Raw genomic sequence first — 15,444 nt, 5'->3', positions numbered from 1 at the left:
AGGCAAAGTACATGCTCACACTCGTATCATTTTTTTAGTCTGCATCAGTAACAACGCATTTGGAATTCATATCGTAGTATCCAACAGTGTTCTTGTCAGAAACCACCGTAATATTAAGTGCATCATAGAGTCTGTGATACACTGTAAAGTCATTTTGCTCAAAGCCTGTTACTCCAAAGCTTACAAGATACTCTCCGCCCTGAAGTGACATATTCTGGGTAAAAGAAATATCTTTTACCTCTCCAGCCTTGACTGGCTCAAGGAAAGCCTTCTCCACCATGGAATTGGTACCTGTTATCTCGATGCCCATGATATTCTTGAAAGTGAAAGCAAAAATAGGGGCTGTGATATCCCTGTTAAACTTAACCCTCATGTGGATAGTAAAGTCTGTTCCCTTGATGATAGAACTGGTTCTGGTGCCCTTTTCATCTGTAGCATAAAACTCAACTATAGAAGCTGCGCCATCGCCATATTCAAGGGTATCCGGGTTTTCTCCTGTAGCTTCGTCAGAACTATCAGCTTTTCCAGAAGTTTTTTTCTTGTTATCCTTATCTGAGCTGTTTCCTGCAGATACCTTGGCACTTGCCCTGTCATCAGCCTTGGCTGCTGCATCCCTGATATCATCATCATCTAAAAGATTCTTGACATCACCTGCTGATGGAAGTGGATACTGACCTACCAGAACCTGCTTGTAGATATCGATCATCTTCTTGGGAGTTCCCTCGCCCAGGAGCACACCCTGATTTAAAAGAACCGCTCTGTCGCAGTACTTGCTGATACTTGAAAGATCGTGAGAAACAAAAAGAATTGTCTTTCCCTGCTTCTTGAATTCTTCAAACTTGTGATAGCACTTAGCCTGGAAGAATACGTCTCCTACTGAAAGAGCCTCATCTACAATAAGAATCTCAGGATCAATATTGATGGCAACCGCAAAGGCAAGTCTTACAAACATACCACTTGAATAGGTCTTGCAGGGCTGATATACATAGTCGCCGATATCAGCAAATTCAAGGATTGCATCAAGTCTTTTTGTTATCTCTTCCTCAGAAAAGCCAATCATCATACCATTAAGGTAGATATTGTCGATTCCGTTATACTCCATGTTAAAGCCAGCTCCCAGCTCCAAAAGAGCTGAAATATGGCCATTTACGTTCACTTCACCTGATGTTGGAGATAAAACTCCAGTGATTATCTTAAGAATTGTTGACTTACCAGAACCATTGGTTCCGATTATACCCACAGTTTCTCCCCTGTGGACCGTAAGATTAACATCATTAAGGGCAAGGTGCTCCTTAAAGGTCTTCCTGCGCGCAAGTCCAAGAGAGTCCTTAAGTCTATCCATCGGCTTGTCATATAATTTATAGGATTTAGTGAGGTGCTTGACCTCAATTGCTATGTCATTTTGCATTTATTTCTCCGATTGTATGGCTACGGTAGTATATAAGTTACGGGATTGACTTGCCGCGCCTTACAGTACATCTGCGAAGTGTGGCTTAGAGCGCTTGAATACAAGTGTTCCAAAGCAGAACGCAACTACCACAAATAACCAGAAATAAGTTGATGAATAAAAATGTTCAAAGAACCAGAATTCACCTGAAAGTGTATTTCTGTAGCCTTCTACTATGTAAGTCATTGGAATTAGCTTTATTATCCACTTATATTTGTCAGGAACAATCGCGATATTCCAAAGGATAGGTGTTGCCCACTGAAACAGCTGAAGTCCGATACTGATTATCTGTTGAAGGTCCCTGAAAAATACCACAATAGCACATGTAGCATAGCTAAGTGACAGAACCAGCATAAATTCACAGATAATGTAGTAGATAAACTGTATCCAGTAAATGTTGGGATAATAGCCATATATACAGGCAATTATCAGCATTACGCCTATGAAGAACACATGAATGAACATAGCAGCAATGATCTTGACAAGAGGCAAAATACTTATCTTGAACAATACCTTTTTAACAAGGTAGTTATACTCAAGAAGAGAGGTGGTGCCGTTCATCAGTGCCTCTGAAAAGAAAAACCAGGGAACAAGACCTGCTGTCAGGAATAAAACATAAGGCATCTCGATGCCACCTGATACAGCCTGTGCCCTTTGTTTGAAGATCACATCAAATACAATATAGTACATGACAACAGTGACCACCGGCTGAGCCAGTGCCCACACTATTCCCATATATGAACCCGCATATCTCTTTTTAAAATCATTGATAGACAAACGCTTTATTAGTTTTCTGGAATTCCAGAGTTCTACCGGAAGAACCATCAGCTTGTCATACCAGGCAAAGGCCAGTATGCAGCTTACTCCAATAAGAAGGCAGCCACAAATTTTCTTGAGCCTTTCAGTGTCCTGATCTGCCAGCGGGTTATTGTGCAATACTAGTATCAGTGCAAGTGCAAGCGCCAATACATAGAAAATGCCCAAGCCTGCTCGCTTGGGAAGTTTTCTTAACCCCTTATTCAATATTCCTTGATTCCTCCCCATTTTGTATCCTTGTCAGAGAAAATGAGTTCTACGCCTTCCTGAAGAGGCCATTCTACGCCGATATCAGGGTCATTCCACTTAAGGCCACCCTCATCATTTGGATGATAAAAATCTGAGCACTTATAAGCAAACTCAGCATAATCAGAAAGTACTAAAAATCCATGAGCAAATCCCTTAGGTATAAAGAACTGTTTCTTATTCTCTGCTGAAAGAACTACTCCAAACCACTTTCCAAAGGTCTTGCTGTCTTTTCTAAGATCAACAGCTACATCAAAGACCTCACCATTTATACAGCGAACAAGCTTGTCCTGAGGAAATTCCTTCTGGAAATGAAGGCCTCTAAGTACGCCTCTTTTACTTGCTGACTGATTATCCTGAACAAATTCGCAGGTAACTCCTATTTCTTCAAAATCTTTTTTGTTGTATGTCTCAACAAAATATCCTCTTGCATCACCAAACACCTGAGGTGTGATAACCTTAAGTCCCTCAATCTCGCATGTTTCAACTGTTAACTTACCCATTACAAACATCTCCGTTATTACATTTTTTCTTTTATTCAGGGAATATTCCCAACTGGCGTTCCACTTACTGTCTGGCCTGGTTGGATGTTGCCCTGTGGCGGCACAGATCCTGAAAGCCCCGCTCCCGGCATATCCGGAAGAGTATCCGGATTTTCAAGTTCGCCAATCACCGCTGTGCCAGCGCTTCCCCTTGAATCCTCTAGTTCAGCACTTGACCCTTCTGAACTTCCTGTATCTGAACTTTTCTTTTGCTGTATTACAACAACTGCAGGAATTTCCTCGGTCTCGTCAAAAAAGCTATCGTCATACATAAAGCCATTAAGATCATTGCCAATCTGCTGGGCATAACCATTATCCTCCAGGGATAATTCACTGGAAGCTTCTGTGGGCGCAGCATTATCAGAACTTTTTCCAAATAGTCCATTAATCTTATCCACATTTGTGGCATAGATGATAACGATTATCAGGATAAAAGCACTAAAAATAGTTAGTAAAGCCATAGTGAATACTTTTTTATCCATATTGCTCCGCCCCCACAAATACTATCTCACGAATCGTGCAGTATATGCACAATTCTCATTATAATCCGTTAGCCACCTCTACAAGATATTTACCGTAATCTGTCTTCATAAGTGGCTCAGCCAGCTTAAGAAGCTGCTCCTTGTCGATAAAGCCTCTCTTATAAGCAATCTCCTCGATGCAGGAAATGTAAAGGCCCTGTCTCTTCTGGAATGCACAAACAAAGTCAGATGCATCAAGAAGTGAATCGTGATTACCTGTATCAAGCCATGCAAAGCCTCTTCCCATAGTCTCTACGGAAAGCTCGCCTCTTCTAAGATACTCATTGTTGATGCTGGTGATCTCAATCTCGCCTCTTGCTGAAGGCTGTACATTAGCAGCGATATCAACAACCTTGTTGTCATAGAAGTAAAGACCTGGAACAGCGTAGTTACTCTTTGGATGCTCAGGCTTCTCCTCGATGCTGATAGCCTTACCATTTTCATCAAATTCTACGACACCATAGGCTCTTGGATCTCTTACATAATAGCCAAAGATTGTAGCTCCGCTCTCTCTTGAAGCCACTTCTCTAAGAAGCTTTGAAAAGCTCTGGCCGTAGAAAATATTATCTCCAAGTACCAGTGCTACAGAATCTGAACCAATGAACTTAGCGCCGATGATAAAGGCATCAGCAAGTCCTCTTGGCTGATCCTGAACTGCATATTCAAACTGCATTCCGAGCTGCTCACCACTTCCAAAGAGCTCTTTAAATGCAGGAAGATCTCTTGGTGTAGAGATGATCAGAACCTCTCTGATACCTGCAAGCATAAGAGTTGACAGTGGGTAATAGATCATTGGCTTGTCATATACAGGCATCATCTGCTTGGACATTGCCCTTGTAAGCGGGTATAGTCTTGTTCCTGATCCGCCCGCTAATATAATTCCCTTCATGTGAATCTCTCCTTATTTACCGGCATACATTTTATTATAGTAGTTCTCGTAATCACCACTTGTAACGTGTTCCATCCAGTCATGGTGCTCAAAGTACCACTTGATTGTCTTGCGGATGCCTTCGTTAAACATTGTCTCTGGTTCCCAGCCAATCTCAGCCTTGATCTTGTCTGGAGCTATGGCATATCTTCTGTCGTGGCCCTTTCTGTCAGCTACATACTTGATAAGGTCGTATGTAAGGTGAGCCTTTCTAGGATCTGAATCATCAAGCTCATCTCTGAGAACATCGATGATTGTCTTAACGATCTCAATATTCTGCTTCTCATTGTGACCACCAACGTTGTAAGTCTCAAAGAGTCTGCCCTTTTCCTGAACCATGTCGATAGCCTTGGCGTGATCCTCAACATAGAGCCAGTCACGAACATTTTTACCATCACCATATACAGGAAGATCCTTGCCTGAAAGCGCATTGTTGATGATAAGTGGAATGAGCTTCTCAGGGAACTGATAAGGGCCATAGTTATTAGAGCAGTTAGTAATGTTAGCTGGGAATTTGTAAGTATCCATATATGCCTTAACAAGCATATCTGAGCTAGCCTTACTTGCTGAATATGGGCTATGAGGTGAATATGGAGTTGTCTCATAGAAGTAAGCATTTGGATCATCATCAAGTGAGCCGTATACTTCATCTGTAGAAACGTGGAGGAACTTCTTGCCCTCCTTGTAGCTTCCATCAGGAAGTTCCCATGCCTTCTTGGCAGCATTAAGCATTGTAGCAGTTCCAAGAACGTTAGTCTGAACGAAAACTTCAGGATTAACGATTGATCTGTCAACATGGCTCTCAGCTGCAAAATGAACAACTCTGTCGATGTCATTCTCTTCGAAAATCTTATTGATAGCATCTCTGTCGCAGATGTCAGCACGGATAAATGTGTAATTATCACGGTTCTCAACATCGCGAAGATTCTCAAGATTTCCAGCGTATGTAAGAACATCCACATTGATGATGCGGATCTCGTTATCATACTTCTTGAACATATAGTGAATGTAATTAGAGCCGATAAATCCAGCTCCACCTGTTACTAAATAAGTTCTCATCTTATTTACCTCTTAAATTTCAAATTTTTACTGACTAAGTATAACACATGAACTATGCAAGGGCAATTATCGAGGCATGAAGCCCTCTTTCACTGTTTTTCCAATGGGTTTTGTCCTCTCCACCATTCCTCCGTAGCAGGAATTTGGTGTGTAGTAATAACTATTTTTTTCATCACTGGAAATATATACAGTTACTCCGTCAAGATCCACCGCCTCAACATTAGAATCCTCAAATGGAATCGGCACAATATAGTAGTTCTCAGCAAGATGATGCTTAACAAATACCATATTGTCGGTAAAATAGTTGTCTATCCAGCTTGCAAAATTGATAAAAATAACTCCTATTAAAAGTGCCAGGACTATGGATTTCTTTTGCACCATAACAGAGGCATTCTCGCCTATCATGCACAAGGGCAAAAGAAGTAAAAATGCAAGGCCATATCTTATAAATGGCGCAGTCATAAACCACAGGATAAGATTTGCAATGATGCATCCGTAAAAGATGACCATGCCAGGTCTTAGGCTCTTTGATGCAAGTCTTCTTACAAATGTAAGCGCCAGGAGGAGGGTTCCAAGAATCTGTGAATAAATCAGCATTTCCTCGTAGTGTGCCTTCTCGCTCCACCATATAGGAAGCCAGTCAGGAATTGGAGCATTCAGCCTTTCAACATCATAAAGACATCTTCCCCAAACCTTGATCTGGGCCGCATCATGCCTTAGGTAATCGGCAGGAACCTTCCATACCAGGTTAAAAAGATCTATGGAATCCACCGGATAGATCAGCCAGCCAGATAAGATGACGTTCCTTGCAAGAAATGGCGCGATGCAGATAAGGCCAATTATCAGGTAGGATACAAGCTCCTTCCACATTTTTTCTTTTACCAAAAGAAAAAGAGGAAATACCACAAGGATAACCATAGCCGCAGCGGAGAGCTTCATTGACACTGCAAACACTGAAAGTAGCGTCAGATGCCCTGTTACTGCAATGTCTGAAGTTGTTTGGGTTTTATTTACTGCAACAAAATGCACTGCCCACTCGCACAAAATATACATTGCAAAAAACATTGTGCCGTAATCTGTTGCAGGGGACTGAAGGCCCACCATCTCAGTAAATGCATAGATCAGGATAGCAATCCTTGCAAAATCTCCCACATGAGATTCATGCTCTTTCCAGTCAAAAAGCCCCTTTACGGCATAGCAGGTGTAAAGAGCCATGACCGCGCCGGTTACAGTGTGAAGGGCAAAGGGCAGGATAAAACTAAGTGTAAACAAGGCGCAGAATGACAGATATGCGCTGTTGTAGCCAAAGTGCTGCTGCAGATTGGCAAGGCCCCTGACAACTCCGTATTCCTCGATTACCCTGATGGCCTGAGCGTGATAAATTCCGGTATCTGTATGGAATTTTCCCCTAGACGTAAAAAAAGCCGCCGCAAGAATTATAAGTGTATAAGTCATGCCGCAAGTTCTATTTTTAATAAATATGGATTTGAGTTTTGTAAGGGATAAAGATAATTCTTTTCGCAAAAAATATCCACAAACCGCCAGGGTTATTAGCATCAACACGTGGCATATTGCTCCAACCTTGTAGAAAAGGCTGAATATTTCCGCATAAACAGATAGAGCCACGAAACCAGTCGTGGCAATTCCTGTGATAGAAAGCCTATCAAGGTCCACCACCGGGATGAACCTTGATAAAGCCTTATTAACTATGATTCCTGCCACAAGACATATGGCAAGCATGTATGCAAAACTAAGTAGAACTATCAGCATAGTATCTCCAATCAGTAGCAGATGTTCATATCAACGTTTCCTGAAATACCTGTAACTCTTCCCTTGGAAGAATACTGCCACATATCATATCTGGAGCCATTGTAAGTAACTGCTTTAGCGTATTGAGCAAGCCAGATACGATAGTTTGTGATCTGTGAAGTATTGATGTAGCTTGTAAACCAGGTTTTGTTTGCATAAACACCAGCTTTGTATCCAGCGTTCTGTATTGTTCCGCAGAAAGCCTTGATATTGGCGGTTCTCTGAGCTGCACTAATGTTGTCTCCACGGCCATGGCTGGCTTCCACATCCAGGTAAACAGGATATGAAATGTTGTAGCCCTTGATCAGATTGATGACCATGGAAGCCTCTTCTACAGCCTCCACCTCGTTGACAGCCTGGGTAAAGAAATATACACCAACTCTGATACCTGCGTTCTGAGCACCCTGAATGTTTGCTCTGAACTTAGGATCCTCAATAAGAGCTCCCTGAGATGATCCTCTGTATCCGCATCTGATGATAACAAAGCTTACTCCGGAATTCTTAACTGCCTTCCAGTCAATGTTTCCGTTCCACTTACTAACGTCAATTCCCATTGTGCCCTGGCCTGCTTGAAGTGCTCCGTCAGAACCAAAGGTGTATTTTGCTCCCTGAATAACCTGCTCGCCAGTTACATAATTGCCGTTCTTGTCGTAGAAATAAGTCTTGCCGCCTATTGTCTGCCAACCTGTGTATCTATAAGTTGTAGCTGCCTTTCTCTTATAGAGCTTAGCTCCTGAGTAGTAATCCTCGTAAGTAGCCTCTCTGTAGGTTCCGTCAGACTTAAGAACGTACAGGACATTTCCATTTTTGTCCTTTAAAGTTGTGCCCTTGCCGACAACTTTAAGTGCTATCGTATTATCAGCATAGCCTGTTGCCTTTACAGTAATTGTCGCATCACCTGCTGACTTGCCGTTGACAGTGGCATTGTCAGAAATTGTAGCAACATTGGTGTTGCTGGATTCAAGTGTTATAGAAGCATTCTTGTCTGTTGAAGAAAGCTTGATTGACTGTCCCTCGCAAAGAGTGATCTTGGTGATGGACATTGGGACTTTGTTTCCCTCTTTTGCTGTTACTTCAACGTTTATATCTTTTGTAGCATAGTTTCCTACTGAAGCGTCAGCCTTAATAGTAATCTTGGTTGTTCCTACAGATACGCCCTTAACATTACCCTTGTCATCTACTGTAGCTATTTCTTTGTTTGCTGACTCAAAAGTAACTTTCGTTGGTTCAGTAACTTCAATCTTAGCTACATCAGACACACTTACTTTTATAGTATCTGACTTAACCTTAATTTGAAGTTGTTCTGTATCTTCAACAGTTATTGTAGCTTCTGACTTAGCATACTTATCTGTTTCAGGTATAGTTATTGTAGCTGTTCCCTTAGCTACACCTTCTATCTTACCAGTAGCCTTATCAACTTTTATAAATTCACTTCCACTTGTAACTTCATAAGAAGCATCACTTGGACTTACTGTTATCTGTGCAGTTCCACCTTTTTTAATGCTTGAAGGATCTATCTTTATTTCTGTAGCCTTTCTCTTTACAGATACTTCTACAGTTGCTGGATCATATCCATCAGCATTCAACGTAACATTAGTAGTTCCATACTTGAGTCCTGTAATTTTTCCATTTTCAATCTTTATAATTGAATTATCATAACCCTCACATTTTAAATTAGAAGGTAAATCTGATCCTAGCGATGCCTCTCCATCTACAGTAAGTTCTATCTTTCCATTAACAGAGAACTTTTTGTTTTCTACAACCGGTGGATTTGTGTGCTCCTCTTCTTTAGCAGTCACCTTAACACTAACATCTACTGATTTGTATCCAGTAGCAGTAACAGTAATAATCGCAGTTCCAGCACTTATACCTTTTACTGTCGTTCCATCTACTGTTGCCACAGATGGATCGCTAGATGATAAAGAAATCTCAACATTTCCATCTTCGCCTGTAGCGCTTAATGTCTGAGAGCCATCCACCTGAATATCAATGTTTGTTAGAGAAACAGTCATTGTTTTTTCATTATTGTTCTCTTTTCCTCTTGCAAATCCAAGGAACATCCACTTTCTTGTTCCTACCATAGATGTGCTTGATGGATTAGGGATGTCATCTTTTTTAACTTCTTCATATGTGAAGTTTCCGTCGGAGCTCTCGCCAACAGCTGTCTGAGTTGATTCAACCCATTCAACTGTATCTTCAAGCTTGGACTCTACCTCAGTCTTAACAGCTGTATCTTCCTTGGCTGCATTGACCTGAGACTCTTTCTTGACCTCGTTGCTGACATCAACTGCCTTCATCTCAACTGTATCTTTTACAGTTACAGTCTTAGTCTTGATCTCAAGCTTATAATTCTCATATCCATCAGGAAGGGCCTTAGGAGTAACCTTGTACTCGCCCTTAGTGATATCTTTTTTATAAATGATTCCGTCCTGGTCATGGTCATTATAGGTAACCTTAGTTCCGTCAGGACCTACAACCTCAATCTCAAGAGGAAGGTTAGCGACAAGCTTGTTGGTTTCTGAATTTATGAACTTAACCTTGATGTCGCTCTTGATACTTGTAACAGTCATCTTGATAGTTACATTCTCAGCATCATCGGCAACCTCAACCTCTTCTTCCTCCGCCATATTGTCCTCAGAAACAAGCTCTGCTGCCATAGCTCTAGCTCTTTCTGCATCAGCCACAGCTATTAGTCCGCTCTCTCCGACAACCATGTCATCACCAATTGTCATTGTAGAACCAACATCAGCAAAAGAAGCCAGCTGTGATCTGTTATTTTTGGCAGAAACATAGAAAGATGCTGTAAGTATTCCGCCCGCAACCAGGAGAATTGCAAATATAGCTGCAATCCTTTCTACAGCAGTTGTCTTTGATAGGAATGCAATAATTCTTGCTGGGAATGAATCTCTATCATCCCTGTCATCTCTATCTCTGCGGCGGTCTCTCCTACTACGGCGTGAGCCTCTATCATCTCTTCCACCAGAACGTCTATTGTCACCAGGATAATAAATATCCTCATCTACATCATCATTCTCAGGATAGTAATCTTCCTCAGGATAATCGTCGTCATCATAACGATCGTCTATCTCATCTTCTTCTGGATAGTCGTCATCTTCGTAACGGTCATCTATTTCATCATCTTCTGGATAATCGTCATCTTCGTAACGATTATCTACTTCGTCCTCTTCTGGATAGTCATCTGGATATTCATCATCCTCATAGCGATCGTCTACTTCGTCATCTTCCGGATAGTCATCCTCTTCATAGCGATCATCTATCTCATCTTCTGGATAGTCATCATCTTCGTAACGATCGTCGTCATCCTCATAATAATCAGCATCATCGTACTCTTCATCAAAGTCCTCGTCGAAGTCCATGACTTCATCACGATAATGCTCTCTTTCTCTCTTTCCCCTAGGTTTATTTCCAAATAATTTTTTCATACTTTTTATCTCCCTTGGCTAATGCCAAAACTCCACCAAATATAGAGCTATTGTATCACTCTACCCCACATATAGGCAACCTTAGCAGATTAGTCCAAATGAAAAGGCTGCCCGCAGGCAGCCCTCAGCAAGTAAAATCATGTATTCTGTTTAACGAATTCAACTACGTCTGCATTCTTTTTCTGAATAACAGGATCAGCCTCCATCTCAGCTATAGTCATCCACTTATACTGTACACCATCAATGTCAAACTTAGTCTTGATCACATCATCTGTAGGGTTAGATATTACACCTTCATACAATTTGTGTTCATAAACCTTCATTTCATTATCACTTACAGAAAACTTGGAATGCAGTTTCTCTGTCTTATATGAAATACTTATATTGGACTCTCCTATTTTCAGTGCAGAAGATAACTTTGATTTCATATTCTGAATATTGTTTTCCTCATCATCTATGGTCTTATAGTTAAAGAAAAACCAGCATCTCCATCTTTTGTCATAGTAGAGCAAATATTTGTTTGGATAATCATTGAATGTGTCCTTTATCGATACAAGTGAAAATGGATGCTTGATCTCATTTTGCTCTTTAATTTCTTCAAATAACACTTCATGATCAAAATTTGATTTCTTGTTAATACACGTCATTAGCACACTCCAAATAAGCCATAATGATGCAATAGTTACGATTGATGCTTTTATAAGCCACCCCGGGAGAATCCACCAGTTTTCATAGGTTGCTATGCAACATGAAACAGTGAAAGTAGCTGCTGCAACCGCATTTGAAAAGTCCGCTTTTTTTCCAATTTCAGAACTATGTTTTTCCAAAATTAGGCGTAGCTTTCCCTCATCAATTAAAATTCTACTCATATTTTATCATACCTTTCCTACAATTCTAGCCATAATCTGGCTTTTATACTTCTAACAAATATCCATCAAGTGGGATTCAATGCAGATATTACTGCTAAAGACATAGATACTTATAGAAATTAGTAAGAGCAAGAACAGCACCAGAACAATCGTATCAAATAATTCTTAATATTTTCCATCGAAATTTATTAATGTTTTATGTATGCCAAACAATTGTTATATCAATCTTTAATATATATTTAAGAATAGAAATTACCGAAATATAGTATTATTTATAGTAGAAAGTATTTATTGTGAGAACTATGTCTTCAAGGAGGGGTGCTATGTCTGCGAAGATGAAAAATATATTTCGAAAGTCCCTGATAATAGTCTTTTTACTTGCGCTTGCAACAACTAGTAGCGGATATTCTGATGATACTGATACAAAAGCTGATGATACCGATAGCGTAGTGGATTTCGAGCACAATCTCGATGATTATGTGCCCGCCAAGAAAAAATACAATTTCTACTTCACTTATAAGATAGTTCATCCCTGGTGGGACGCAGTAGCGCTTGGAATGGAGGATGCTCAAAAGAAATATCTAGAAAACGGGGTCATCATTACTTATGAGTATATGGCTCCTAATGCCGCTTCATATGAAGATCAGACAAAGCGCTTATTACAGGCTCAGGAAGGAAACTACGATGTAATTGGCGTGGATGTGGCAGATGAGGAAAAGATATCTCCTGTGCTCGATAAAATGGTGGACTCAGGCCATAAAGTCATGACTTTTTCCAGTTCTGACGCAGCTCCTGGCTGTAAGAGAATTGCTTACGTTGGAAATACACACAACTACAGGGACGGAGCAGATTTAACAGAAGCTCTTTGCGAAAAGCTTGAACACAAGGGCAAGGTTGCTATGCTGGTTGGAAGCCATGGAGCTCCTTGTCATGAAGACAGAGCCAAGGGAGCAAAAGATACTATTTCAAAATATCCAAACATGGAGCTGGTGGCTGTTGAATATGACAACGACTCCATTGATACAGCCTATGAACTAACTATAAAAATACTAAAAGACAATCCTGATATTGCCGGTTTTATATGCTGCAATATGAGTAATCCTGTTGGAGCAGCAAGAGCCGTTACAGAACTTGGAAGTAATGCCGTGATTGTTGGAATGGATCATGATCAGGATGCTCTTCGCTATCTAAAAGATGGCATTATCTATTGCCTTGGAGTACAGGATTGCTACTCAATTGGCTTTGATACCTTACAGGTAGCAGTAAAAATAGCAGATGGAAATGTGCCAGGTGATCTTTTCCCAGAGAAAACTGATGAAAGTACAACAATCATCTATCAGGAAGATGCAGTACCCATGCTGGAAATCTTATATGGAGACATTTCGCAGTGAAAAGAAAAAGGCTTACTGAAAAGGCAGTGTCAGTAACTGCGGCGATAGGCAGTGTTCTTATCATGATAATGGTAATCGCCAATACTTTTTGGGCTTCTAAGCAGACTATTTCGTCAAGAAATCAGGCTGTTTCTGCGGTGAGTGCTTTTTACCTTGAATCCATGGCAGACAGACGTGCCAAGACAATTACAAACCTTATCAACAATAATTTTGACTACATGGAAAAGGCTGTAAGCGTCATAAATGGTGAAAAAATAGAATCGCAAGATGATCTTCGCGCGGCTATAGGCAGAATGAAAACTCTTTTGTCCCTTAACCGCTTCGCTCTGGTAGATGAGGATGATATAGTTTATACGCAGTATACCACCTATACTGGTGGTAGCAGACATCTTTTCCTTGCTGAGAAGACCTTAGATAGCAAAATGATCAGCACCGTCTTCATTTATGGCTCATCCAAAGAGCTCTGTCTTGCTATTCCAATTGATATAAAATTACTTGGAAAACAGTTTAAAGCATGCTTTGTTCAAATTGATATCAATGACATAGTTGATCTGCTTGCTTTTGATGATCAGGAAAGTACTCATTTTGCCCTATATTCTGCAAATGGCGGAAATATATCAGAGACAGAGCTTGGTCCCCTTATAGGAACAAAAAATATTTTTGACGCAACAAAAGGGAATGTTTCAGATGAAAAGTGGAATTCATTCCGCGATGATTTTGCAAATGAGAAAAAGGGAACATTAACTTTTACTATAAATGACGACGTGGTGGATACTATTTTCTATCAACCTGTGCCAGACACCGGATGGGAACTGGTTGTAATGATCCGCGAGAGCATTATTCAGGATCAGATAAAAGAAATCAGCAATAAAAGTCTTGCTGCCAATCGTATGCAGATATTCTTCCTGCTGTCAGTAGCTACTATTTTCTCAGCCATTTTGTTCTACATGATGAGGCGTGTTACTAACGATAAGCTGGAAGAGGAAAAAGAAAACAGCAAAGTCTTCAAGAGCATGGCAAATACAGACTCCATGACAGGAGTCAGAAATAAGCATGCCTACATGGAGACTGAATCTCAGTTAAACATCAGAATCCGTGAAGGAACCATCGAAAAACTTGCCCTCGTTGCATGTGATATAAATGGACTAAAATACGTCAACGACACCCAGGGACATGCTGCCGGCGATCAGCTTATCAAGGATGCAAGCGCTCTTATTTGTGATCTTTTCAACCATGGTTCTGTTTATAGAACAGGTGGTGATGAGTTTGTAGTTCTTTTGCTGGGAAAAGGTTACGATACCAGGGGCGAAGTCATTGAAGCCTTTAATAAACAGGTAGAAGAAAACATCAAGAACAATGGTGTTGTTGTTTCTATCGGCTATGCAACACTTCAGCCGAATGATGAGCAGTTACATGATCTGTTCGAGCGAGCAGACCATATGATGTATGACCGCAAAAAGCAGTTAAAGAGCATGGGCGCAAGAACCCGAGAATTTGATGAAACCAATTAATACAATGAGGCTGCCTTAAATCGGCAGCCTCTTTACATGTCTCAATCCCATCAAAAGCGGGAAGTTTTACCCTAAAATATTAAATACCATGATGCCGCCTATTATAAGCAGGGCACCAATTACCTTTTTGCTGGTTATCTTTTCCCCAAAGATAAATCTGGACATGATCATCACAAGTACATAATTAACAGGCTCCATTACTACAGTTCCCATGTAGCCAAGCTTATCATCGCCGTAGCAGACGATGCAGATTACCATGGACAACACTAAGAGTCCGTACCCTATTATCACGTAGGGATTCAAATACTCTTTGATAAAAGAGCTATGCTCCTTGTTGGCACTCTTTTTAAGGAGCATCTGTGAGCTGGCTGCAATGATCTCAGATAGCAGCATCAGCAAAAGAAAAACATTAAACATCTCTGTTCTCCTTTCCGCCTGCATCTGATCCGTCCACACTATCATTAGCATTTCCGGTATTATCCTCATCAGTTCCCATATTCATGATCACAACACCCGCAATGACCAGCAATACTCCAACAACCTTCCATGGTGTGATTCCTGTGGAAAAGAGAAGGAAATTCCAAAGCATTGACCACAAAAGCGTAATTGCCTTATTGGCGCTGGCAACTGAAATCTGAAACTTCTTGATCATCTGCTGCCAGATAAGTGCGTAAACTGCAAGGATCACAAACTCAAGACCAAAAAACAGTATATATTTAAATGATAAAAATGGATGTTCTGAAGCAAGCTTCCCAGCCACAGTTGAAAGGGAATACACAATAACCGCGCCCTGAAGCTGCAAGATATCCACAATTCCTATTTTCTTTTTCAATTTATATTTCTCCGATTACTCTAGTGTACT

The 15,444-nt window shown here is 40.7% G+C and carries 13 protein-coding genes; 2 read left to right on the top strand and 11 right to left on the bottom strand.

All coding sequences use genetic code 11. The annotated features are described in order from the left end of the window. Positions 1 to 34: 34 nt before the first annotated feature. From G631_RS0106365 to G631_RS0106325, 9 genes are all read right to left on the bottom strand, one after another. The gene (locus G631_RS0106365) at positions 35 to 1,408 is read right to left on the bottom strand and encodes an ABC transporter ATP-binding protein (protein ID WP_026488739.1); all 1,374 of its coding nucleotides are present in this window, start codon (positions 1,406 to 1,408) and stop codon (positions 35 to 37) included. A 60-nt stretch (positions 1,409 to 1,468) separates the two neighbouring features. Continuing rightward, positions 1,469 to 2,470, bottom strand: a complete 1,002-nt coding sequence (locus G631_RS0106360) for an ABC transporter permease (protein ID WP_242829072.1) — start codon at positions 2,468 to 2,470, stop codon at positions 1,469 to 1,471. Continuing rightward, positions 2,467 to 3,012, bottom strand: a complete 546-nt coding sequence (gene rfbC / locus G631_RS0106355) for a dTDP-4-dehydrorhamnose 3,5-epimerase (protein WP_026488737.1) — start codon at positions 3,010 to 3,012, stop codon at positions 2,467 to 2,469. Before rfbC ends, G631_RS0106360 begins: the two co-directional genes overlap by 4 nt. 35 nt (positions 3,013 to 3,047) lie before the next feature. Next, positions 3,048 to 3,533 carry a hypothetical protein gene (locus G631_RS0106350; RefSeq protein ID WP_026488736.1) on the bottom strand — a complete coding sequence of 162 codons (486 nt, stop codon included), beginning with the start codon at positions 3,531 to 3,533 and terminating at the stop codon, positions 3,048 to 3,050. Positions 3,534 to 3,591: 58 nt separating this feature from the next. Then, complete coding sequence (gene rfbA / locus G631_RS0106345) at positions 3,592 to 4,461, bottom strand: glucose-1-phosphate thymidylyltransferase RfbA (RefSeq protein ID WP_026488735.1); 870 nt, start codon at positions 4,459 to 4,461, stop codon at positions 3,592 to 3,594. A gap of 12 nt (positions 4,462 to 4,473) precedes the next feature. Beyond that, the gene (gene rfbB / locus G631_RS0106340; RefSeq protein ID WP_026488734.1) at positions 4,474 to 5,559 is read right to left on the bottom strand and encodes a dTDP-glucose 4,6-dehydratase; all 1,086 of its coding nucleotides are present in this window, start codon (positions 5,557 to 5,559) and stop codon (positions 4,474 to 4,476) included. Positions 5,560 to 5,625: 66 nt separating this feature from the next. Further along, positions 5,626 to 7,329, bottom strand: coding sequence for an LIC_10190 family membrane protein (locus G631_RS0106335; protein ID WP_026488733.1), 1,704 nt, complete (start codon positions 7,327 to 7,329; stop codon positions 5,626 to 5,628). An 11-nt stretch (positions 7,330 to 7,340) separates the two neighbouring features. Further along, entirely contained in the window at positions 7,341 to 10,811 is a 3,471-nt protein-coding gene (locus G631_RS20065; RefSeq protein ID WP_051196938.1) for a GH25 family lysozyme, read from the bottom strand. Positions 10,812 to 10,948: 137 nt separating this feature from the next. Then, positions 10,949 to 11,680 (bottom strand): hypothetical protein, encoded by a 732-nt coding sequence (locus tag G631_RS0106325; protein WP_026488732.1) that lies wholly within the window; start codon positions 11,678 to 11,680, stop codon positions 10,949 to 10,951. 323 nt (positions 11,681 to 12,003) lie between these two features. Here G631_RS0106325 and G631_RS0106320 point away from each other — a divergent pair, with 323 nt between their 5' ends. Together G631_RS0106320 and G631_RS20060 are read left to right on the top strand one after the other, a co-directional pair. After that, positions 12,004 to 13,071 (top strand): substrate-binding domain-containing protein, encoded by a 1,068-nt coding sequence (locus tag G631_RS0106320; RefSeq protein WP_242829071.1) that lies wholly within the window; start codon positions 12,004 to 12,006, stop codon positions 13,069 to 13,071. Beyond that, positions 13,068 to 14,582: a sensor domain-containing diguanylate cyclase gene (locus G631_RS20060; RefSeq protein ID WP_026488730.1), complete on the top strand. Its 1,515-nt coding sequence runs from the start codon at positions 13,068 to 13,070 to the stop codon at positions 14,580 to 14,582. The genes G631_RS0106320 and G631_RS20060 overlap by 4 nt, the downstream gene beginning before the upstream one ends. A 66-nt stretch (positions 14,583 to 14,648) precedes the next feature. Here G631_RS20060 and G631_RS0106310 read toward each other — a convergent pair whose 3' ends face one another. Both G631_RS0106310 and G631_RS18280 read right to left on the bottom strand, forming a co-directional pair. Next, a complete protein-coding gene (locus G631_RS0106310) occupies positions 14,649 to 14,999 on the bottom strand; it encodes a multidrug ABC transporter (protein WP_026488729.1) in 351 nt (116 codons plus the stop codon). Continuing rightward, positions 14,992 to 15,414, bottom strand: coding sequence for a DMT family transporter (locus G631_RS18280; RefSeq protein WP_051196936.1), 423 nt, complete (start codon positions 15,412 to 15,414; stop codon positions 14,992 to 14,994). The genes G631_RS0106310 and G631_RS18280 overlap by 8 nt, the downstream gene beginning before the upstream one ends. Positions 15,415 to 15,444: the final 30 nt, after the last annotated feature.

The organism is Butyrivibrio sp. XBB1001 (genome assembly GCF_000424505.1).
Taxonomy (GTDB): domain Bacteria; phylum Bacillota; class Clostridia; order Lachnospirales; family Lachnospiraceae; genus Butyrivibrio.
Note: the sequence above shows the minus strand (reverse complement) of the source record. Positions and strands in the feature narration are given on the sequence as shown.

Coding starts and splice junctions, on each gene's coding strand:
- G631_RS0106365 (WP_026488739.1), bottom strand. CDS start 1,408: ATGCAAAATGACATAGCAATTGAGGTCAAGCACCTCACTAAATCCTAT.
- rfbC (WP_026488737.1), bottom strand. CDS start 3,012: ATGGGTAAGTTAACAGTTGAAACATGCGAGATTGAGGGACTTAAGGTT.
- G631_RS0106350 (WP_026488736.1), bottom strand. CDS start 3,533: ATGGATAAAAAAGTATTCACTATGGCTTTACTAACTATTTTTAGTGCT.
- rfbA (WP_026488735.1), bottom strand. CDS start 4,461: ATGAAGGGAATTATATTAGCGGGCGGATCAGGAACAAGACTATACCCG.
- rfbB (WP_026488734.1), bottom strand. CDS start 5,559: ATGAGAACTTATTTAGTAACAGGTGGAGCTGGATTTATCGGCTCTAAT.
- G631_RS0106335 (WP_026488733.1), bottom strand. CDS start 7,329: ATGCTGATAGTTCTACTTAGTTTTGCATACATGCTTGCCATATGTCTT.
- G631_RS20065 (WP_051196938.1), bottom strand. CDS start 10,811: ATGAAAAAATTATTTGGAAATAAACCTAGGGGAAAGAGAGAAAGAGAG.
- G631_RS0106325 (WP_026488732.1), bottom strand. CDS start 11,680: ATGAGTAGAATTTTAATTGATGAGGGAAAGCTACGCCTAATTTTGGAA.
- G631_RS0106320 (WP_242829071.1), top strand. CDS start 12,004: ATGTCTGCGAAGATGAAAAATATATTTCGAAAGTCCCTGATAATAGTC.
- G631_RS0106310 (WP_026488729.1), bottom strand. CDS start 14,999: ATGTTTAATGTTTTTCTTTTGCTGATGCTGCTATCTGAGATCATTGCA.